The sequence below is a fragment of the Variovorax sp. GW821-FHT09D04 genome (assembly GCF_059416405.1).
This window is the reverse complement of sequence record NZ_JBWKPA010000001.1, coordinates 748790-764697: the sequence shown is the minus strand read 5'-3', so window position 1 is coordinate 764697 and position 15908 is coordinate 748790. Positions and strand designations below refer to the sequence as shown.

Genomic DNA, 15908 nt, shown 5'->3' with positions numbered 1-15908 from the left:
GCCATGGCTTGCGGAATCTGGCTCTGCCGGCGGGTGAAAATGGCCGCGCCCCCTTCCCTTTCACCCCTGGACCTTCCGGACACACGACCCATGCCCCGTTCCTCCGATGCTTCCTTCCTGCCGCTCGACGGCGTGCGCGTGCTGAGCCTGGCGCTCAACCTGCCAGGCCCCGCCGCGCTGCTTCGCTGCCGCACGATGGGCGCGGCCTGCCTCAAGCTGGAGCCGCCCGGCGGCGATCCGATGGGGCTGTACAACCGGCCCGCGTACACCGCGCTGCACGAGGGCGTCGAGGTCCGCACGGTCGACCTGAAGACCGAGGCCGGCCAGGCGCAGCTGCATGCCGAGCTGGCCCGCACCGACGTGCTGCTGACCTCGTTCAGACCGTCGGCGCTGCAGAAGCTGAAGCTCGACTGGGCCTCGCTGCAGGCGCGGCATCCGGCGCTGTCGCAGGTCGCCATCGTCGGCGCACCGGGCGAACGCGCCGAGGAGCCGGGCCATGACCTGACCTACCTCGCCGAGAGCGGCCTCGTCACCGGCACCGCGCTGCCGCCCACCCTGTACGCCGACATGGGCGGCGCGCTGCTCGCGAGCGAGGCGGTGCTGAAGGCCGTGCTGCAACAGACCCGCCAGCGCGGCGGCATGTACCTCGAGGTGGCGCTGAACGCCTCGGCCGACTGGCTCGCCCAGCCCCGCACCTGGGGGCTGACGAAGCCCGACGGCGCGGTGGGCGGCGCACACGCCGGCTACCGGGTCTACCCCTGCGCCGACGGCCGCGTGGCGGTGGCGGCGCTGGAACCGCACTTCGCGGCGCGCCTGTGCGACGTGGCCGGCGTGGCGCCGCCGGACATGATGGCGCCGGCCACGCACGCGGCGCTGGCCGCCTGGCTCGCGACGCGCACGCGCGCCGAGCTGGAAGCCATGGGCCGTGAGCGCGACGTGCCGCTGCTCACGCTGGCCGACTGACGGCGCTCAGGACGCCGGCAGGCGCAGGTCGCTCAGCTTGCGGTCGAGCTTGATGAGCCAGATGCGCGTCGGCCGCTCCAGGTCGGAGCCGCGCGTGATGCGCGCGCTGGTGGCGCCCGCGGGGCAGCCGCTGAAGAGCTTGCCGGTGGCATCGACCGTGCAGTCTTCGACGCTGCCGGCCACGGTCTTTCCATCGGCGCCGAGCAGCACGGTGCCCAGGCCGAAGTCGTTGTCGTTCACCAGCGCCAGCGTCTGGTCATCGACGACCGTCAGGCCCTCGGCCTTCTCGGCCAGCCAGCCCAGCACGTTGAGGTCGAGCAGCTCGGTCTTGCGCATCGTCACCACGGTCGAATAGTCGACGCCATTCGAGGGGGCCTGCGTGATGCTGCTGATCTCGAGGTTGTGGTTGAACTCCGGGGCGGCGATGTTCGTCGCGTTGGCCGGCAGCTCCACCAGCATCAGCTTGTTGAACACCTTGCCGTCGCCCTTGCGCGCGCCCTGCTCGATGACGATGAAGCGGCCGTTGCCCAGGCTCACCATGTCGCCGAGCTTGGCGTTGCCGGTGCGGTCCTTGTCGTACTGGCTGCCGTCGATCGGGTAGGCGTAGAGCTTCGAGGTCTCGGTGGCCGGATCGAACGCGAGCCAGCGCGTGAACTTCGCGATGTGGCGCACATCGGTGTTGCTGCCGCCCGGCGGCTTGGCCTTGATCGACTTGCCGTTGGCGTCGCGCGGATCGATCGGGCTCTGCAGGAAGCCGTGCAGCACGCCGCTGGCCGCGTCGAGCGTCAGGCCTTCCATGCCGCGATTGGGGCGGCGCTGGGCCAGCACCGCCGGCAGGTCGGTGGCGCCGGGGCCGGGCGCGTACTTCTTCTCGACCACGCCGCTGGCGATGTTCAGGCGCGCGATGAAGGGGCCGTACTCGTCGCTGGTCCACAGCACGTTGCGCGCCTTGTCGAGCACCAGGGTCTCGGGGTCGAGGCCGTTGGCGTCGTAGCCGGCCTTGGCTTCGTCGAACTTGTACTGGTCGGTCAGCGGGGTCTCGCCCGTCGAGCCCACGCCCGAGCGCGGCGGCAGGCCGGTGATCTTGGTGTTCGCGTCGCGCTTGAGCGGCACGCTGGTGCTGAGCACCGCGCCGGTCTTGCCCACGCGCACGATGCCGAAGCTCGGCGCGAACGATGGCGCCGGGAACACCTTGCTGATGCTGGTGACACCGTCGCCGCCGCCGGGCACGGGCGCGGTCGGGCCGTCGCCGTTGGGGCCGCGGTCGGTGATGGCGTAGAACTCGAGCGCGCCGTCGTCGGCCTTGCCCTTGAACGCCAGGCCCGAGCCGTAGGCCGGCAGGAAGCCCTGCGGAAAGTCGGCCTTGATGTCCGGGTTGTCGCCCTCGTAGGGCACATGGAAGCGGGTGTCGGCCTGCAGCTGGTAGCGCGTGACAGCGATGCCGATGGTGCCGAGCTGGTTCGTCTGCGTCGACGCCTCGGTGACCGGTGCGGCCAGGCGCGAGGCCAGCGTGTCCTCGAAGTGTTCGCGGGCCAGCATGCGGCGGTTCGAGTCGACCATGCGGGCATTGTAGGGAGCGGGCAACGCGGCCAGCACCGCGTTGAGCGCGGTGTGGAAGGCGTCGGGCGCGGCGTTGAAATCGAGCGCGCCGGCCGTCAGCGCAGCCTTGAGCGCGGGCGTCAGGCGGATGCCGTTGGCGGGGTCGCGGTCCTCGTCGAAGCTCTGCAGCGCGAGCAGGCGGTTGACCACGGCATCGGCCTTCACGTCACTGCCGCCGGCCAGGGTGAGCGGCGTGATCGCTTCGCCGCATGCGGCGCTGCCCAGGGCCAGCGCGCCGGCGCTGAAGGTGACGGTCTCGCCGTCCTTGCAGGTGAACTCGCCCTTGGCGTTGGTGGCGGCCTTGGCGGCGCTGCCGGCCACGTAGTCGAGGCCTTCCACCGCGGCATCGAGGAAGGTGCCGGTCTTCGACTGTGCAGCGGGCGGATTGGTCGTGCCGCCGCCCACCGGGAACGACCAGCCGCCCCCGCCGCCGTTGCCGCCGCCGCAGGCGGTCAGCACCGCGCCAGCGCCCACGAGCGCCAGCCATCCCATCCTCGATCCTCTTGTTGTCTTGCGCATTGCTTGTTGTCCTTGTGATGCGCCCGCGCAAAGGCGCAAGCCCCGGCGATTAATGCCGAGGCAGATGACAAGCCCGTGAAACTGCAACCGAAAGGTTGCGGTGCTCAGCGACCGCTGCCGTCGCGCTGGCGGTCTTCGCGCTTCACCGCGAGGTAGGTGTCCAGGTCAACCTCGTGCAGCTGGCGCGGGTAGCGCTCGGCCGCCGCGAACCAGTAGCGCTGCCGGCGCTCGGCCGGGTCGTTGGCGCCGGTGGCCAGGTAGGCATCGAGCGTGAGGAAGTAGCGCATCGCATTGCGCTCCACCAGCCCGCGCAGGCCGCGGATGTACTCGGGCTGGCCGTCGGCGCCCTTGCCCACCACGGTGAAGCCCACCTTGGAACTGCCGAAGGTGGCGAGGTAGGCCTGCGTGGCAAGCCGCACCATCGTGTTGTGGTTGTAGCCGTAGCTGAAGTGCAGGAAGGTCTTGCGCTCGTCGAGCGCCACCGCTTCGAGCCGCACGCGGTAGTTGCTGGTGCCGAACGGGCCGGTGTCGGCCGACATCTCGACCTGCAGGTGCTCGGGCGTGGCGCTGGCCACGCGGTAGGCAAAAGGCAGCTCGAAGGCCTGGTCGACCGGCTTGTCGTAGCGGCGCACCACGAACAGCGTGAGCGTCTCCTTGCCCTGCGGCGAGGTGCTGATGCGGCAGCGCCGGTTGTTGATGTGCAGCGTGAGCAGTTCGCACCAGTGGTCCGAGCCCTTGAGCGCCGCGCTGACCTTCGACAGCGGATGCTCGACCACGGCGTAGATGTCGCCCTCGAGGCCGCCGGGCGTCTCGGTGGAGTCGAGCTGCACGGGGCGCCCGAAGCGGCTCTGGTCGAGCTTGTCGCTGAGCTTCTGGTGCTCGGCGCGCAGGGCCTGGGCCCCCGCGGGCGCGGAGGCCTCGGGGGCCGCCGCCTGCGCCAGCAGCGACACGCCGCAGCAGGCGGCCACCGCCAGGATGCGCTTCCACGAAACCGGCACGGGGGGCGAACTGCTCATCATGGGGCTACACGATACCCCGGTTCCGCCGCACCAGCAGCAGCATCGCCCCCGCCAGCAGCGCCGCGCCCAGCCATTGGCGCGGCGCCATCGGCTGCGCCAGCCACAGCGCCGCGAGCCAGGCCGCCACCAGCGGCTCGATCAGCGTGCCGACCACCGCCGCCGTCGGCGAGAGCCGGCGCGCGCCCCAGGCGAAGGCCAGGTAGGCGACCGAGGTGGTGGCCACGCCGGTGTAGGCCGCGCCCGTCCATTGCGCCGTGCCCTCGGGCCAGGTGATGCCGTTCGCCACCGCGACGCCGAGCATGCACAGCGCCGCGGCGCTCATGCCCCAGGCGGACGCGGTCACGGCCGGCACCCGCGCCGGCATGCGCGCGTTGCCCAGCACCGCCAGCGCGTAGCAGACGGCCGAGCCGAAGGACCACGCCAACCCTGCGCCGTAGCCCGTCGGCAAGGCGCCCCAGCCAGCGGCCGGCATCACCAGCAGCAGCACGCCCGCCAGCGCCAGCACGAGGCCGCCGAGCAGGCGCGCACCGAAGGGTTCGTAGCCGCGCAGCACCGACACGCAGGCCACGATCAGCGGCGCGCAGCAGATCGAGATCACCGTCGGCAACGCGGCGCCCAGGTGCGCGATGCCGGCGAACCAGCAGCTCACGTTCAGCGCCATCGCTGCGCCGGTGCCGATGACGTGGCCCTGCTCGCGGCGCGTCAGATGGCGCCAGCCGGCATCGGTGGCCGGCGCGCGCCGCGTCGCCTGCCAGTGCAGCCACCACAGCAGCGGCATGCCCAGCGCGAAGCGCGCCAGCGACAGGCTGTGCGGCGCAATGCCGCCGTCGATCAGGAATTGCGCCACCAGGGCGCCGCCGCCCCAGAGCACGCCGGCCAGCAGCACGCCGCCCCAGGCCAGGGCGGCCGTTGTTCTTGCATTCATGTTGAAACTCTCCGTGAGGCCCGTCGCCTCGGCGTCGCGTCGACGCATTGCCGGGGGCGGGCATGACCATCCGGCCACCGCCCGGCCTGTCTTCGCTCAGCGGAAGAAGGCGGACGGCAGCGACCACTTGCAGGCCTGACGGGCGCGGCGCGAAGCGCGCGCGAACGTCAGCGGCAGGTCGAGGAAGGGGGAGAGTGATGCAGGTGCATGAGCGGCCGATGATAGGAGCGGCGCCCCGCGCCCACAAGAGAGAATCGCCGGCATGTGCCCTGCTCTCTATCACCGCCTGCCATGAAGCGCCAAGGTCGACTCGTTCGTTGGGAGGCCGAGCGCGGCTTCGGTTTCATCCGCAGCCCGGAGGTGTCGGCCGACGTGTTCGTGCACCTGCGCGACTTTCGCGACCGCCAGCTGAAGCCGCAGGTCGGCATGGCGGTGCACTTCGAAGAGATCCATGTCGGCGGCAAGGGGCCGCGTGCGGTGGCCGTGGAAGCGGCTGCGGCCTCGGCGGCTGCCGTGCCTCGTGCAGCGTCACGCGCGCAGCCGCGCCGGCCTTCGGGGCGCAGCACAGCCGGCACGCCGTGGGGCGCTTGGCTGATTGGGGTCTACGCCGTCGGCCTGGGCGCCGCAGTGTGGCTCGGCCGCCTGCCGCTGCTCACGCTGGCAGTCGTCGCGGGGCTGAGCCTGCTCACCTTCGCGGCCTATGCCTTCGACAAGAGCGCGGCGCAGGCCGGGCGCTGGCGCACGCAGGAAAGCACGCTGCACCTGCTCGCCCTCGCAGGCGGCTGGCCGGGCGCGTGGTGCGCGCAGCAACTGCTCCGGCACAAGTCGAGCAAGGAGAGTTTCCTGTGGAGGTTCTACGTCACGGTCGCGCTGCACTGCGCGGCGCTGGGTGCGTGGGTGTTCTGGCTGTCGAAGCACGCGGCCTTGGGCTGACCGCGCCTTCGACCAGGCCTCAACGCACCTTGCGTGAAGGCTTGTTGAGCGGCTTGCCTCCGCTGCCGTTGTCGCGCGGCGGCAGGCCCGTGTGCTGCGTGAGGATGCGGCCCTTGGAGGGCTTCACCGGCGACAGCCTGACCGGCGCCGCGGCCTTGGCGGCCACCGGCGCGGAGGTCGAGTTCTTGCGGCGTGCGCTCGTGTAGCCGCCATCGGTCAGCGGCTGCCACGTCGGGATCAGGTGGTGCTTGCCGTTGCCGATGAGGTCGGCGCGGCCCATGCTCTTGAGCGCCTCGCGCAGCAGCGGCCAGTTGTTGGCGTCGTGGTAGCGCAGGAAGGCCTTGTGCAGGCGGCGGCGCTTGTCGCCGCGCACGATGTCCACCGTCTCGCTCTCGCGCGTGATCTTGCGCAGCGGGTTCTTGTTGGTGTGGTACATCGTCGTCGCGGTGGCCATAGGCGACGGGTAGAAGGTCTGCACCTGGTCGGCGCGGAAGCCGTTCTTCTTGAGCCAGATTGCGAGGTTCATCATGTCCTCGTCGCTGGTGCCCGGGTGCGCGGCGATGAAGTACGGAATGAGGTACTGCTTCTTGCCCGCCTCGGCCGAGTACTTCTCGAACATCTGCTTGAACTTGTCGTAGCTGCCGATGCCGGGCTTCATCATCTTCGTGAGCGGGCCCTGCTCGGTGTGCTCGGGCGCGATCTTCAGGTAGCCGCCGACGTGGTGCTGCACCAGCTCCTTCACGTACTCGGGCGACTGCACGGCCAGGTCGTAGCGCAGGCCGGAACCGATGAGGATCTTCTTGATGCCCTTGAGCGCCCGCGCGCGGCGGTAGATCTTGATGAGCGGGTCGTGGTTGGTGCCCAGATTCGGGCAGATGCCCGGGTACACGCAGCTGGGCTTGCGGCACGCCGCCTCGATCGCGGGGCTCTTGCAGCCCAGGCGGTACATGTTGGCCGTGGGGCCGCCCAGGTCGGAGATGGTGCCGGTGAAGCCGCTGACCGAATCGCGGATGGCCTCGACCTCCTTGATGATCGAGTCTTCCGAGCGGCTCTGGATGATGCGGCCCTCGTGCTCGGTGATCGAGCAGAAGGTGCAGCCGCCGAAGCAGCCGCGCATGATGTTCACGCTGAAGCGGATCATTTCCCACGCGGGGATCTTGGTCGCGCCGTCGTGGCTGCCGTTCTCGTCGGCGTAGCGCGGGTGCGGGCTGCGCGCATACGGCAGGTCGAACACGTGGTCCATCTCGGCCGTGGTGAGCGGAATGGGCGGCGGGTTGATCCACACGTCGCGCGCCGTGGCGCCCTCGCCGTGCGCCTGCACGAGCGCGCGGGCGTTGCCGGGGTTGGTCTCGAGGTGCAGCACGCGGTTGGCGTGGGCGTAGAGCACCGGGTCGCTGCGCACCTGCTCGTACGACGGCAGGCGGATCACCGAGCGGTCGCGCGGCGGCACGGCGATCTTGCCGCGGCCTTGCAGCGCCGGGTTGGGCACGAAGTTCAGCGGCTTGATGGCGGGGTTGACGACCGAGCCGGCGGCAGAGCCCGCGGCTTCGGCGGCCTTGGCGACGGCTTGCGCCTCGTCTTCCTTCGCGCAGGTGGCGCCGTTGGCCTTGGCCTGGTCGGAGACCATCAGGTACGGGTTGACGTGCGCCTCGACGCGGCCGGGTTCGTCGACGCTGGTGGAGTTGATCTCGAACCAGGCCTCGGGCGTTTCGCGGCGCACATAGGCGGTGCCGCGCACGTCGGTGATCTGCTGCACCGGCTCCTTGGCGGCCAGGCGGTGCGCGATCTCGACGATGGCGCGCTCGGCGTTGCCGTACAGCAGCAGGTCGCACTTGGCGTCGACGACGATGGAGCGGCGCACCTTGTCCGACCAGTAGTCGTAATGCGCGATGCGGCGCAGGCTGCCTTCGATGCCGCCCAGGATGATCGGCACGTCGTTCCAGGCTTCCTTGCAGCGCTGCGAATACACGATGGCCGCGCGGTCGGGGCGCGAGCCGCCGACGTCGCCGGGGGTGTAGGCGTCGTCGCTGCGGATCTTGCGGTCCGCCGTGTAGCGGTTGATCATCGAATCCATGTTGCCGGCCGTGACGCCGAAGAACAGATTCGGCTTGCCCAGCACCTTGAAGGGCTCGGCGCTTTGCCAGTCGGGCTGCGCGATGATGCCCACGCGAAAGCCCTGCGCCTCGAGCATGCGGCCGATGACCGACATGCCGAAGCTGGGGTGGTCGACGTAGGCGTCGCCCGTGACCACGATGATGTCGCAGCTGTCCCAGCCGAGCGCGTCCATCTCCTTGCGCGAGGTCGGCAGGAACTTGGCCGTGCCGAAACGGGCCGCCCAGTACTTGCGGTAGCTGGTCAGCGGCTTGGCGGCACGCGCAAAAAAGGAGACGTCGACGGGGGCGTTCATCGGTGGGAGCGGACAGCGCCGGGGCGCCGCCTGTGTGGGCAACCCTCGATTTTAGGGTTTTCCAGCATTTCTGTCGCCCCGAAGATCCCTTGCCCCGGAATGAGAGGGCTCTTATTTGATTGCCAAAGTCAATTAATTTGAATGACAATGGCAATCATGTCCACGCCAACGCCCTCCGTCGACCCGTCCGCCGTCAAGGCCATCCGCCGGTTCAACCGCTTCTACACGCGCCGCATCGGCGCCCTCGACCCCTACCTGGGCAGCGACCTGTCGCTGACCGACGTGCGCGTGCTCTACGAGCTGGCGCACCGCGAAACCCCCGTCGCCAGCGAGATCGGGCGCGACCTGGGCTTCGACGCCGGCTACCTCAGCCGCATCCTGCGCCGCTTCGAAACCCACGGCTGGCTCACGCGCGAGCCGCACCCGCGCGACGCGCGACAGAGCGTGCTGCGCCTGACCGAGGCCGGCCATGCCGCATTTGCGCCGCTGCAACAGAAATCGCGCGACGAAGCCGCCGCCCTGCTCGCCGCACTGCCGCCGGCGCAGCAGAACCAGCTGGTGCAGGCCATGGACACGGTGCAGGCGCTGCTCGAACCGGTCGCGCCGCCGGCCCGGCCCCAGGCCGCCGTGCTGCGCGACCCGGCGCCCGGCGACATCGGCTGGGTGGTGCAGCAGCACGGCGAGTTGTACGCGCGCGAATACGGCTGGGACCACCGCTTCGAAGCGCTCGTGGCGGGCATCGCGGGCGAGTTCCTGCTCAAGTTCCAGCCCGAATGGGAGCGTTGCTGGATCGCCGAGCTCAACGGCGAGCGCGTCGGCGCGATCTTCGTGGTGCGCAAGTCGGCCACCGTGGCGCAGCTGCGCATGCTGATCCTCACGCCGGCCGCGCGCGGGCTGGGCCTGGGCGGACGCCTCGTGGACGAGTGCATCGCCTTCGCGCGCCGCAAGGGCTACAAGAAGATGACGCTGTGGACCAACAGCTGCCTCACGGCCGCGCGCAGCATCTATGCCAAGCGCGGCTTCCAGCTCACGCACACGGAGCCGCACGAGGGCTACGGCCAGCCGCAGGTGGGCGAGACGTGGGAGCTGAAGCTGTAGCGCTTACTGCATGTACCAGCCGTGGCTCACGACGAGCGACTGGCCGGTCAACGCGTTGGTCGGAAAGGCCGCGAACAGCAGCGCCACGCGCGCCACATCGTCGGTGGTGGTGAACTCGCCATCCACCGTCTCCTTGAGCATCACGTTCTTGACGACCTGCTCCTCGGTGATGCCCAGCGTCTTCGCCTGCTCGGGAATCTGCTTCTCGACCAGCGGCGTGCGCACGAAGCCCGGGCAGATCACGTTGGCACGCACGCCGTGCTTGGCGCCTTCTTTCGCGACCGTCTTGGCCAGGCCGATGAGCCCGTGCTTGGCCGTCACGTACGGCGCCTTCAGCAGCGACGCTTCCTTCGAGTGCACCGAGCCCATGTAGATCACGCTGCCGCCGCGGCCCTGTGCGTACATGTGCTTCAGGCAGGCTTTGGTGGTGAGGAACGCACCGTCCAGGTGAATGGCGAGCATCTTCTTCCAGTCGGCGAAGCTGAACTCGTCGACCGGATGCACGATCTGGATGCCGGCGTTGCTGATGAGGATGTCGATGCCGCCGAAGGCCTTCGCGCCCTCTTCCACCGAGGCATTGACCTGGTCTTCGTTCGTCACGTCGACGCCCACGCCGATGGCCTGCGCGCCCGTGGCCTTCAGTTCGGCGGCAGTGGCGTCGGCCGCTTCCTTGTTGAGGTCGGCAATGATGATCTTCGCGCCTTCCTGCGCGAACAGGATGGCGATTTCCTTGCCGATGCCGCTGGCCGATCCGGTGATGTAGGCGACCTTGTCCTTGAGTTGCATGGTGAAGCGTCCTTGGAAGTGGTGGATAGGAAAAAAAACGAGCAAGAACCGGGCACGCGCCCGGCTGACCTCCCTCAGCGCGACAGCCCCGGCCGCTTGATGCGCCCGGTGCCCGGCTCGCCGAGGTCGAAGGTGGTCACGCCGTTCACCGTGGCGTCGGCGCGCAGCGTCTCGGGGTGCGCGAGCGTCTTGCCCATGTCGCGCACGCCCGATTCCCAGTGCTCCTCGACCGCGGCGCGCGAGAACTCGTAGTCCTTCGACTCAAGCTCGTACGACTTGTCGCGGTAGATCAGGTGAAAGATGTCGATCGGCTCGTGCGTGAGCTGCGCCTGCACCTCGACCACGCTCGGGTCGTTGCGCAGGCCGGGCGGCAGCTTGGCGATCAGGTCGGCGATGGCCTGCTGCAGGTTCATGTTGGCCGCCAGCGCGTCGGTGTTCAGGCGCGTGCGGCTCGAGTAGGTGATGTCCTTCTGGCGTTCCATCACGCCCGACAGCGTGTGCGGCATCTCGCCGCGCGCATTGAACAGGTCGACCTGCAGCACCACCAGCGCCTCGGAGCGCGGGTGCGTATCGAGCACGTACTGCAGCGGCGTGTTCGAGACGATGCCGCCGTCCCAGTAGTCGTCGCCGTCGATGTGCACCGGCGCAAAGCCCGGCGGCAGCGCGCCGCTGGCCATGATGTGCTCGGGGCCGATGCGCTGGCGTGTGTTGTCGAAGTACACCGAGTTGCCGGTGCGCACATTGACGGCGCCGACGCTGAAGCGCGCCTCGCAGGCGTTGATGCGGTCGAAGTCGATGAGCCGCTCCAGCGTGGCCTTCAGCGGCGAGGTGTCGTAGTAGCTCAAGAGCGGCGCGGCGCCGCCCAGCAGCAGGGCCGGCGAATAGCGCGGCTCGAAGAAACCCGGAATGCCGACCAGCGAGGCCATGGTGGCGCTCCACTGGTTCTGCGTGGCGCGGTCGCCCAGCCACGACGGCAGGCGCTGCGCCGGCCCCGAGGACACCAGGTGCCAGAACTCGCGCAGCCGGTCGACCCGCTGCGCGGGCGCGTTGCCGGCGATGAGCGCGGCGTTGATGGCGCCGATCGACACGCCCGCGATCCAGTGCGGCTGCAGGTCGGTCTCGCTGAGCGCGGCGTACACGCCCGCCTGGTAGGCGCCGAGCGCACCGCCGCCCTGCAGCACCAGCGCCTTGCGGGCGGCGCGCATGCCTTCGCGGCGGGCGATGAAGGGATGGGGTGGTGCGTGCGAAGAAGAGGAAGCAGCGGTGGCGGCGCGAGGCTTTTTCTTGGGTGTCGTCGTCATGCGGTCATTGGACACCAGCCCCGCGACAGCCACCTGACCAGGGGCCTTTTCGCGGCTTCAGCCCGGACGAATCTCACATCTTCGGCAGCATCTGCCCGCGGATCTCGCCGCCCGGGTTGGCGGCCGTGTGGATGTTGGCGTACCACTTGCCGGCCACGAGATCGGCCGCCTGCGCCGGCGTGAGCGTGGCCTGGCCCTCGATCGGGCTTGCCGGACTCGCGAAGGGCAGCACCACGCCGGCATTCGCGCCCGCGGCGGCGGGCCCGTGGAAGTGGGCCGCCGTGGCCGGGCCGCTCAGGCCTTCGTAGGTGATCTTGTACTTGAGCACGTTGGTGTCACGGTTGAGCCAGGCCTCGGCCATGCCGCTGCCGCGCGTCATGTTGGGCGGCACCTGGCTGGCCGCGTTCATCGCGCCGCTGAAGCTCGCGACGTTCGACTTCGACATCATTCCGCAGCCGGCCAGTGCGACGGCGGCCAGGCCCGCGACGAGGGTGCTGCGCCAGAGTGTGCGAGTGTTGTTCATGGTCGGGGTCTCCTGTGGATGAAAGCATTCAGCATAGGCAGACGACGCCTGCGGCCTTGTCGGCCAGCGCCCCTTCTTCGCACGCCTGTGCAAGAGAATGCAACGATGATTTCCGACGACAAACTCCCCTCCGCACACGACGTGGTCGCCTTCTGGCGCGATGCCGGCCCCGAGCGCTGGTTCGCGAAAAGCGATGCCTTCGATGCCGCCTGCATCGACCAGTTGGCCGCCGCCCACCAGGCCGCGGCCAGCGGCCGGCTCGACCACTGGGCCGACACCGGCGAAGGCGCCCTGGCCCTGCTCGTGCTGCTCGACCAGTTCCCGCGCAACGCCTGGCGCCAGAACCCGCACATGCTCGCCACCGACGGCCTCGCGCTGGCCGTGGCGCGCCGCGCCGTCGAGGCCGGCTTCGACCGGCAGGCCGACGCTCTGATGCAGCGCTTCTTCTACCTGCCCTTCATGCACTCGGAGGTGCTGGCCGAGCAGGAGCGTTCGGTCGAACTCAACGCCACGCAGGACGCCAACACGCAGCACTTCGCCGTGCTGCACCGCGACATCGTGGCGCGCTTCGGACGATTTCCGCACCGCAACCGGATGCTCGGGCGCACGTCCACGCCCGAGGAGCAGAAGTTTCTCGACGAAGGCGGCTTCGCAGGCTAAGCAGCGTCGACATGCGCCGGCAGCGGCACGTCGCGCGTCGGCGACGCCTGCCCCGCCGGCTCGCCGATGGCGTCCTTCATCGAGCCGTAGGTGCGCGCATAGACCCAGGTGAACTCGGCGCCCAGCAGGAAGATCTGCGCCGAGTAGTACACCCACACCAGCACCACCACCAGCGAGCCGGCCGCGCCGTAGCCCGAGGCCACGCTGCTCTTGCCGATGTACAGGCCGATGAGGTGCTTGCCGACGGTGAACAGCAGCGCCGTCACCGCCGCGCCCACCCACACGTCGCGCCACTGCACCTTGGCGCGCGGCATGATCTTGTAGATCATCGCGAAGATCACCGTGACCATCGCGAAGCTGAAGACGAAGTTCACCACCTGCGCCAGCGTGGCCCAGGCACCGAACATCGGCGACCACCACTTGCCCAGCGCGGCCAGCGCCGCGCTCGCCACCAGCGACACCATGAGCAGGAAGCCGATGCCCATGATCATGCTGAACGACAGCAGCCGCACGCGCAGCATGTTGAAGACGCCCTTGTTGCGGGTGCGCGCGGGGGCACGCCAGATGCGGTCGAGCGCGTCCTGCAGCTCGCCGAAGACGGTGGTCGCGCCCACGATCAGCAGCGCGATGCCGACCACCGTGGCCACGATGCCCTCGGTCGGCTTGTTGACCGCCTTCAGCATGCCCTGCACCGCCGCCGCGCCCTGCTCGCCCATGAGTCCCGAGAGCTGCGCAAAAATTTCGCCGCGCGCGGCCTCCTGCCCGAAGACCAGGCCGGCCACCGCGATCACGATCAGCAGCAGCGGCGCGATCGAGAACACCGTGTAGTAGGCCAGCGCCGCGCCCATGCTCGGTGCGTAGTCGTTGGACCAGGAAGCGAAGGCGCGCCGGCAGAGATCGAAGAGTGCGCGAAGTCGAATGAGCATGGCGTCGGGTCCCGGTGAAGCAGTGCGCCTACGATAATCGTTCCACATGCATCCGTCCGCCCCCGCCGCGGCATCGCCGCCCGACCATCCGCAGCCCGCGTCGCCACGCGACCTTTTTGTTTCGTTCACCTGGCTCGCGCTGCAGGGCTTCGGCGGCGTTCTCGCCATCGTCCAGCGCGAGATGGTCGAGAAGAAGAAATGGCTCACGCCCGACCAGTTCCTCGAGGACTGGGCCGTGGCCCAGGTGATGCCGGGGCCGAACGTGATCAACCTCGCGCTGATGATCGGCGACCGCTACTTCGGCCTGCGCGGCGCCGTGGCCGCGGTGGCGGGCATGCTCACCGTGCCGCTGTTCGTGATCCTCGCACTGGCCGTGCTCTACGCGCACTACGCCGCCAACCCGCAGGTGGCCGCCGCATTGCGCGGCATGGGCGCGGTGTCGGGCGGGCTCATTGCGGCCACGGGCATCAAGCTGATCCCGCAGCTGCGCAAGCACCCACTGGGCTTTGCGACCTGCCTGGCGTTCGTGGCGCTGGTGTTCGCGGCCATCGCGCTGTTGAAGATTCCGCTGGGGTGGGTGCTGCTCGCGGTGGGCGGCGTGGCCTGCGTGTGGACCTGGAAGAAGATTTCCCCATGACCATCGCGATGCAATGGCACGACTGGCTGGCCCTCTTCGGCCAGTACCTGCTGCTGTCGCTGCTGTCGATCAGCGGCGCGATCACCACGGTGCCCGACATGCACCGCTACCTCGTGGCGCAGCACGGCTGGCTCACCGAGGCGCAGTTCACCTCCTCGGTCGCCATCGCCCAGGCCGCGCCCGGGCCCAACGTGCTGTTCGTCGCGCTGATGGGCTGGAACGTCGGGCTCAACGCGGGCGGCGGCATCGGCGCCGGGCCCATGGCCTGGCTGCTGGGCTTCTTCGGCCTGATGGTCACGATGGTCGGCATCATGCTGCCGAGCACCACCCTCACCTACGTCGCCACGCGCTGGGGCCACCGCAACCGCACGCGCCGCGAAGTGCGCGCCTTCAAGCAGGGCATGGCGCCGGTGGTGGTCGGGCTGCTCATCGCCACCGGCTGGGTGCTGGCCGGCGGCAACCAGTCGACCGGCGTGCCGGCCTGGCACCTGTGGCTGCTCAGCGGCGTGGCCGCGCTGGTGGTCTGGCGCACGCGCATCCACCTGCTGTGGCTGCTGGGCTGCGGCGCGGCGCTGGGCGCGGTAGGCTTCGTTTGAGCCTTTTTCCTTTCTGCATACTTTTTCTTTCAGGAGCCCTCTGCCATGTCGCAACTTCGTCCGCTCGGCCGTTCCAGCCTTCGGGTGTCTCCCCTCGCCTTCGGTGGCAACGTGTTCGGCTGGACCGTCGACGAGGCGGCCTCGTTCAAGCTGCTCGACGCCTGGCTCGACGCCGGCTTCAACTTCGTCGACACCGCCGACGTCTACTCGGCCTGGGTGCCGGGCCATCTGGGCGGCGAATCGGAGACGATCATCGGCAAGTGGCTCAAGCACAGCGGCAAGCGCAACCGCGTGGTGCTGGCCACCAAGGTCGGCAAGCCGATGGGCGAAGGCAAGGTGGGCCTGTCGCCCAAGTACATCCGCGAGGCCGTCGAGGCGTCGCTCAAGCGCCTGCAGACCGACTACATCGACCTGTACCAGTCGCACGACGACGATGCCAACACGCCGCTCGAAGGCACGCTGGGCACCTTCGACGCGCTCATCAAGGAGGGCAAGGTGCGCGCCATCGGCGCCTCGAACCACACGGCGCCGCGGCTGGCCGAGGCGCTCGACGTGTCGGAACGCCTGGGCATCGCGCGCTACGAGAGCCTGCAGCCGCTGTACAACCTGTACGACCGCGCGGTGTTCGAGGACGCGCTGGAGCCGCTGTGCCTCAAGCGCGAAGTGGGCGTGATCAACTTCTACGCGCTGGCGGCGGGCTTTCTCACCGGCAAGTACCGCACCGAGGCCGATGCGGCCAAGAGCGCACGCGGCGCCAACACCACGAAGAAGTACCTCAACCCGCGCGGCCTGCGCATCCTCGATGCGCTCGACAAGGTGGCCCAGCAGTACAACGCCAAGCCCGGCCAGGTCGCCATTGCCTGGCAGATCGCACGGCCCGGCGTGACGGCGCCGATCGCCAGCGCCACCTCGCTGGCGCAGCTCGAAGAACTGGTAGTGGCCACGCAGCTCAAGCTGGACGCGGGCACCATCGACATGCTCGACCGGGCCAGCGCCGAGACGCCGGCCTGAGCCTC

General features: G+C 69.4%; 15 protein-coding genes. 7 read left to right on the top strand and 8 right to left on the bottom strand.

Annotated elements, in window-relative coordinates; translation table 11 throughout:
* Positions 1 to 90 precede the first annotated feature (90 nt).
* On the top strand, positions 91 to 963 hold the full coding sequence (locus AC07O4_RS03425; RefSeq protein ID WP_495303765.1) for a CoA transferase: 873 nt from the start codon (positions 91 to 93) through the stop codon (positions 961 to 963).
* Positions 964 to 969: 6 nt separating this feature from the next.
* Here the strand turns inward: AC07O4_RS03425 and AC07O4_RS03420 are convergent, their stop codons facing one another.
* The 3 genes from AC07O4_RS03420 to AC07O4_RS03410 form a co-directional block, all read right to left on the bottom strand.
* Positions 970 to 3054 (bottom strand): esterase-like activity of phytase family protein, encoded by a 2085-nt coding sequence (locus tag AC07O4_RS03420; RefSeq protein WP_495303764.1) that lies wholly within the window; start codon positions 3052 to 3054, stop codon positions 970 to 972.
* A gap of 131 nt (positions 3055 to 3185) precedes the next feature.
* Positions 3186 to 4097, bottom strand: coding sequence for a hypothetical protein (locus AC07O4_RS03415; protein WP_062481616.1), 912 nt, complete (start codon positions 4095 to 4097; stop codon positions 3186 to 3188).
* A 7-nt stretch (positions 4098 to 4104) separates the two neighbouring features.
* Positions 4105 to 5025, bottom strand: coding sequence for a DMT family transporter (locus AC07O4_RS03410; protein ID WP_495303763.1), 921 nt, complete (start codon positions 5023 to 5025; stop codon positions 4105 to 4107).
* A gap of 291 nt (positions 5026 to 5316) precedes the next feature.
* On the opposite strand from AC07O4_RS03410, the gene AC07O4_RS03405 reads away from it, so the two are divergent.
* On the top strand, positions 5317 to 5958 hold the full coding sequence (locus AC07O4_RS03405; RefSeq protein ID WP_495303762.1) for a DUF1294 domain-containing protein: 642 nt from the start codon (positions 5317 to 5319) through the stop codon (positions 5956 to 5958).
* Positions 5959 to 5977: 19 nt separating this feature from the next.
* Here AC07O4_RS03405 and AC07O4_RS03400 read toward each other — a convergent pair whose 3' ends face one another.
* A complete protein-coding gene (locus AC07O4_RS03400; protein ID WP_495303761.1) occupies positions 5978 to 8365 on the bottom strand; it encodes a YgiQ family radical SAM protein in 2388 nt (795 codons plus the stop codon).
* Positions 8366 to 8512: 147 nt separating this feature from the next.
* Here AC07O4_RS03400 and AC07O4_RS03395 point away from each other — a divergent pair, with 147 nt between their 5' ends.
* Entirely contained in the window at positions 8513 to 9463 is a 951-nt protein-coding gene (locus tag AC07O4_RS03395; protein ID WP_495303760.1) for a bifunctional helix-turn-helix transcriptional regulator/GNAT family N-acetyltransferase, read from the top strand.
* Positions 9464 to 9466: 3 nt separating this feature from the next.
* On the opposite strand, the gene AC07O4_RS03390 is transcribed toward AC07O4_RS03395, so the two are convergent.
* From AC07O4_RS03390 to AC07O4_RS03380, 3 genes are all read right to left on the bottom strand, one after another.
* Entirely contained in the window at positions 9467 to 10249 is a 783-nt protein-coding gene (locus AC07O4_RS03390) for a 3-hydroxybutyrate dehydrogenase (RefSeq protein ID WP_062481077.1), read from the bottom strand.
* A 74-nt stretch (positions 10250 to 10323) separates the two neighbouring features.
* Complete coding sequence (locus AC07O4_RS03385) at positions 10324 to 11550, bottom strand: patatin-like phospholipase family protein (RefSeq protein WP_495303759.1); 1227 nt, start codon at positions 11548 to 11550, stop codon at positions 10324 to 10326.
* A 73-nt stretch (positions 11551 to 11623) separates the two neighbouring features.
* Positions 11624 to 12073 (bottom strand): CHRD domain-containing protein, encoded by a 450-nt coding sequence (locus AC07O4_RS03380; RefSeq protein ID WP_070060984.1) that lies wholly within the window; start codon positions 12071 to 12073, stop codon positions 11624 to 11626.
* A gap of 105 nt (positions 12074 to 12178) precedes the next feature.
* On the opposite strand from AC07O4_RS03380, the gene AC07O4_RS03375 reads away from it, so the two are divergent.
* Complete coding sequence (locus AC07O4_RS03375) at positions 12179 to 12733, top strand: DUF924 family protein (RefSeq protein WP_495303758.1); 555 nt, start codon at positions 12179 to 12181, stop codon at positions 12731 to 12733.
* Here AC07O4_RS03375 and AC07O4_RS03370 read toward each other — a convergent pair.
* Positions 12730 to 13659 (bottom strand): YihY/virulence factor BrkB family protein, encoded by a 930-nt coding sequence (locus AC07O4_RS03370; protein ID WP_495303757.1) that lies wholly within the window; start codon positions 13657 to 13659, stop codon positions 12730 to 12732. The genes AC07O4_RS03375 and AC07O4_RS03370 overlap by 4 nt on opposite strands.
* Positions 13660 to 13705: 46 nt before the next feature.
* Here AC07O4_RS03370 and AC07O4_RS03365 point away from each other — a divergent pair, with 46 nt between their 5' ends.
* From AC07O4_RS03365 to AC07O4_RS03355, 3 genes are read left to right on the top strand one after another with little or no spacing between them, the layout of a single operon-like run.
* Positions 13706 to 14296 carry a chromate transporter gene (locus tag AC07O4_RS03365; protein WP_070060987.1) on the top strand — a complete coding sequence of 197 codons (591 nt, stop codon included), beginning with the start codon at positions 13706 to 13708 and terminating at the stop codon, positions 14294 to 14296.
* Positions 14293 to 14892, top strand: coding sequence for a chromate transporter (locus AC07O4_RS03360; protein ID WP_307693104.1), 600 nt, complete (start codon positions 14293 to 14295; stop codon positions 14890 to 14892). Before AC07O4_RS03365 ends, AC07O4_RS03360 begins: the two co-directional genes overlap by 4 nt.
* Before the next feature lie 45 nt (positions 14893 to 14937).
* Complete coding sequence (locus AC07O4_RS03355; protein ID WP_495303756.1) at positions 14938 to 15903, top strand: aldo/keto reductase; 966 nt, start codon at positions 14938 to 14940, stop codon at positions 15901 to 15903.
* Positions 15904 to 15908 lie beyond the last annotated feature (5 nt).

What these genes read in the sequence shown, in the direction of transcription:
- AC07O4_RS03425 (WP_495303765.1), top strand. Translation starts at nt 91, where the DNA reads ATGCCCCGTTCCTCCGATGCTTCCTTCCTGCCGCTCGACGGCGTGCGC.
- AC07O4_RS03420 (WP_495303764.1), bottom strand. Translation starts at nt 3,054, where the DNA reads ATGGGATGGCTGGCGCTCGTGGGCGCTGGCGCGGTGCTGACCGCCTGC.
- AC07O4_RS03415 (WP_062481616.1), bottom strand. Translation starts at nt 4,097, where the DNA reads ATGAGCAGTTCGCCCCCCGTGCCGGTTTCGTGGAAGCGCATCCTGGCG.
- AC07O4_RS03410 (WP_495303763.1), bottom strand. Translation starts at nt 5,025, where the DNA reads ATGAATGCAAGAACAACGGCCGCCCTGGCCTGGGGCGGCGTGCTGCTG.
- AC07O4_RS03405 (WP_495303762.1), top strand. Translation starts at nt 5,317, where the DNA reads ATGAAGCGCCAAGGTCGACTCGTTCGTTGGGAGGCCGAGCGCGGCTTC.
- AC07O4_RS03400 (WP_495303761.1), bottom strand. Translation starts at nt 8,365, where the DNA reads ATGAACGCCCCCGTCGACGTCTCCTTTTTTGCGCGTGCCGCCAAGCCG.
- AC07O4_RS03395 (WP_495303760.1), top strand. Translation starts at nt 8,513, where the DNA reads ATGGCAATCATGTCCACGCCAACGCCCTCCGTCGACCCGTCCGCCGTC.
- AC07O4_RS03390 (WP_062481077.1), bottom strand. Translation starts at nt 10,249, where the DNA reads ATGCAACTCAAGGACAAGGTCGCCTACATCACCGGATCGGCCAGCGGC.
- AC07O4_RS03385 (WP_495303759.1), bottom strand. Translation starts at nt 11,550, where the DNA reads ATGACGACGACACCCAAGAAAAAGCCTCGCGCCGCCACCGCTGCTTCC.
- AC07O4_RS03380 (WP_070060984.1), bottom strand. Translation starts at nt 12,073, where the DNA reads ATGAACAACACTCGCACACTCTGGCGCAGCACCCTCGTCGCGGGCCTG.
- AC07O4_RS03375 (WP_495303758.1), top strand. Translation starts at nt 12,179, where the DNA reads ATGATTTCCGACGACAAACTCCCCTCCGCACACGACGTGGTCGCCTTC.
- AC07O4_RS03370 (WP_495303757.1), bottom strand. Translation starts at nt 13,659, where the DNA reads ATGCTCATTCGACTTCGCGCACTCTTCGATCTCTGCCGGCGCGCCTTC.
- AC07O4_RS03365 (WP_070060987.1), top strand. Translation starts at nt 13,706, where the DNA reads ATGCATCCGTCCGCCCCCGCCGCGGCATCGCCGCCCGACCATCCGCAG.
- AC07O4_RS03360 (WP_307693104.1), top strand. Translation starts at nt 14,293, where the DNA reads ATGACCATCGCGATGCAATGGCACGACTGGCTGGCCCTCTTCGGCCAG.
- AC07O4_RS03355 (WP_495303756.1), top strand. Translation starts at nt 14,938, where the DNA reads ATGTCGCAACTTCGTCCGCTCGGCCGTTCCAGCCTTCGGGTGTCTCCC.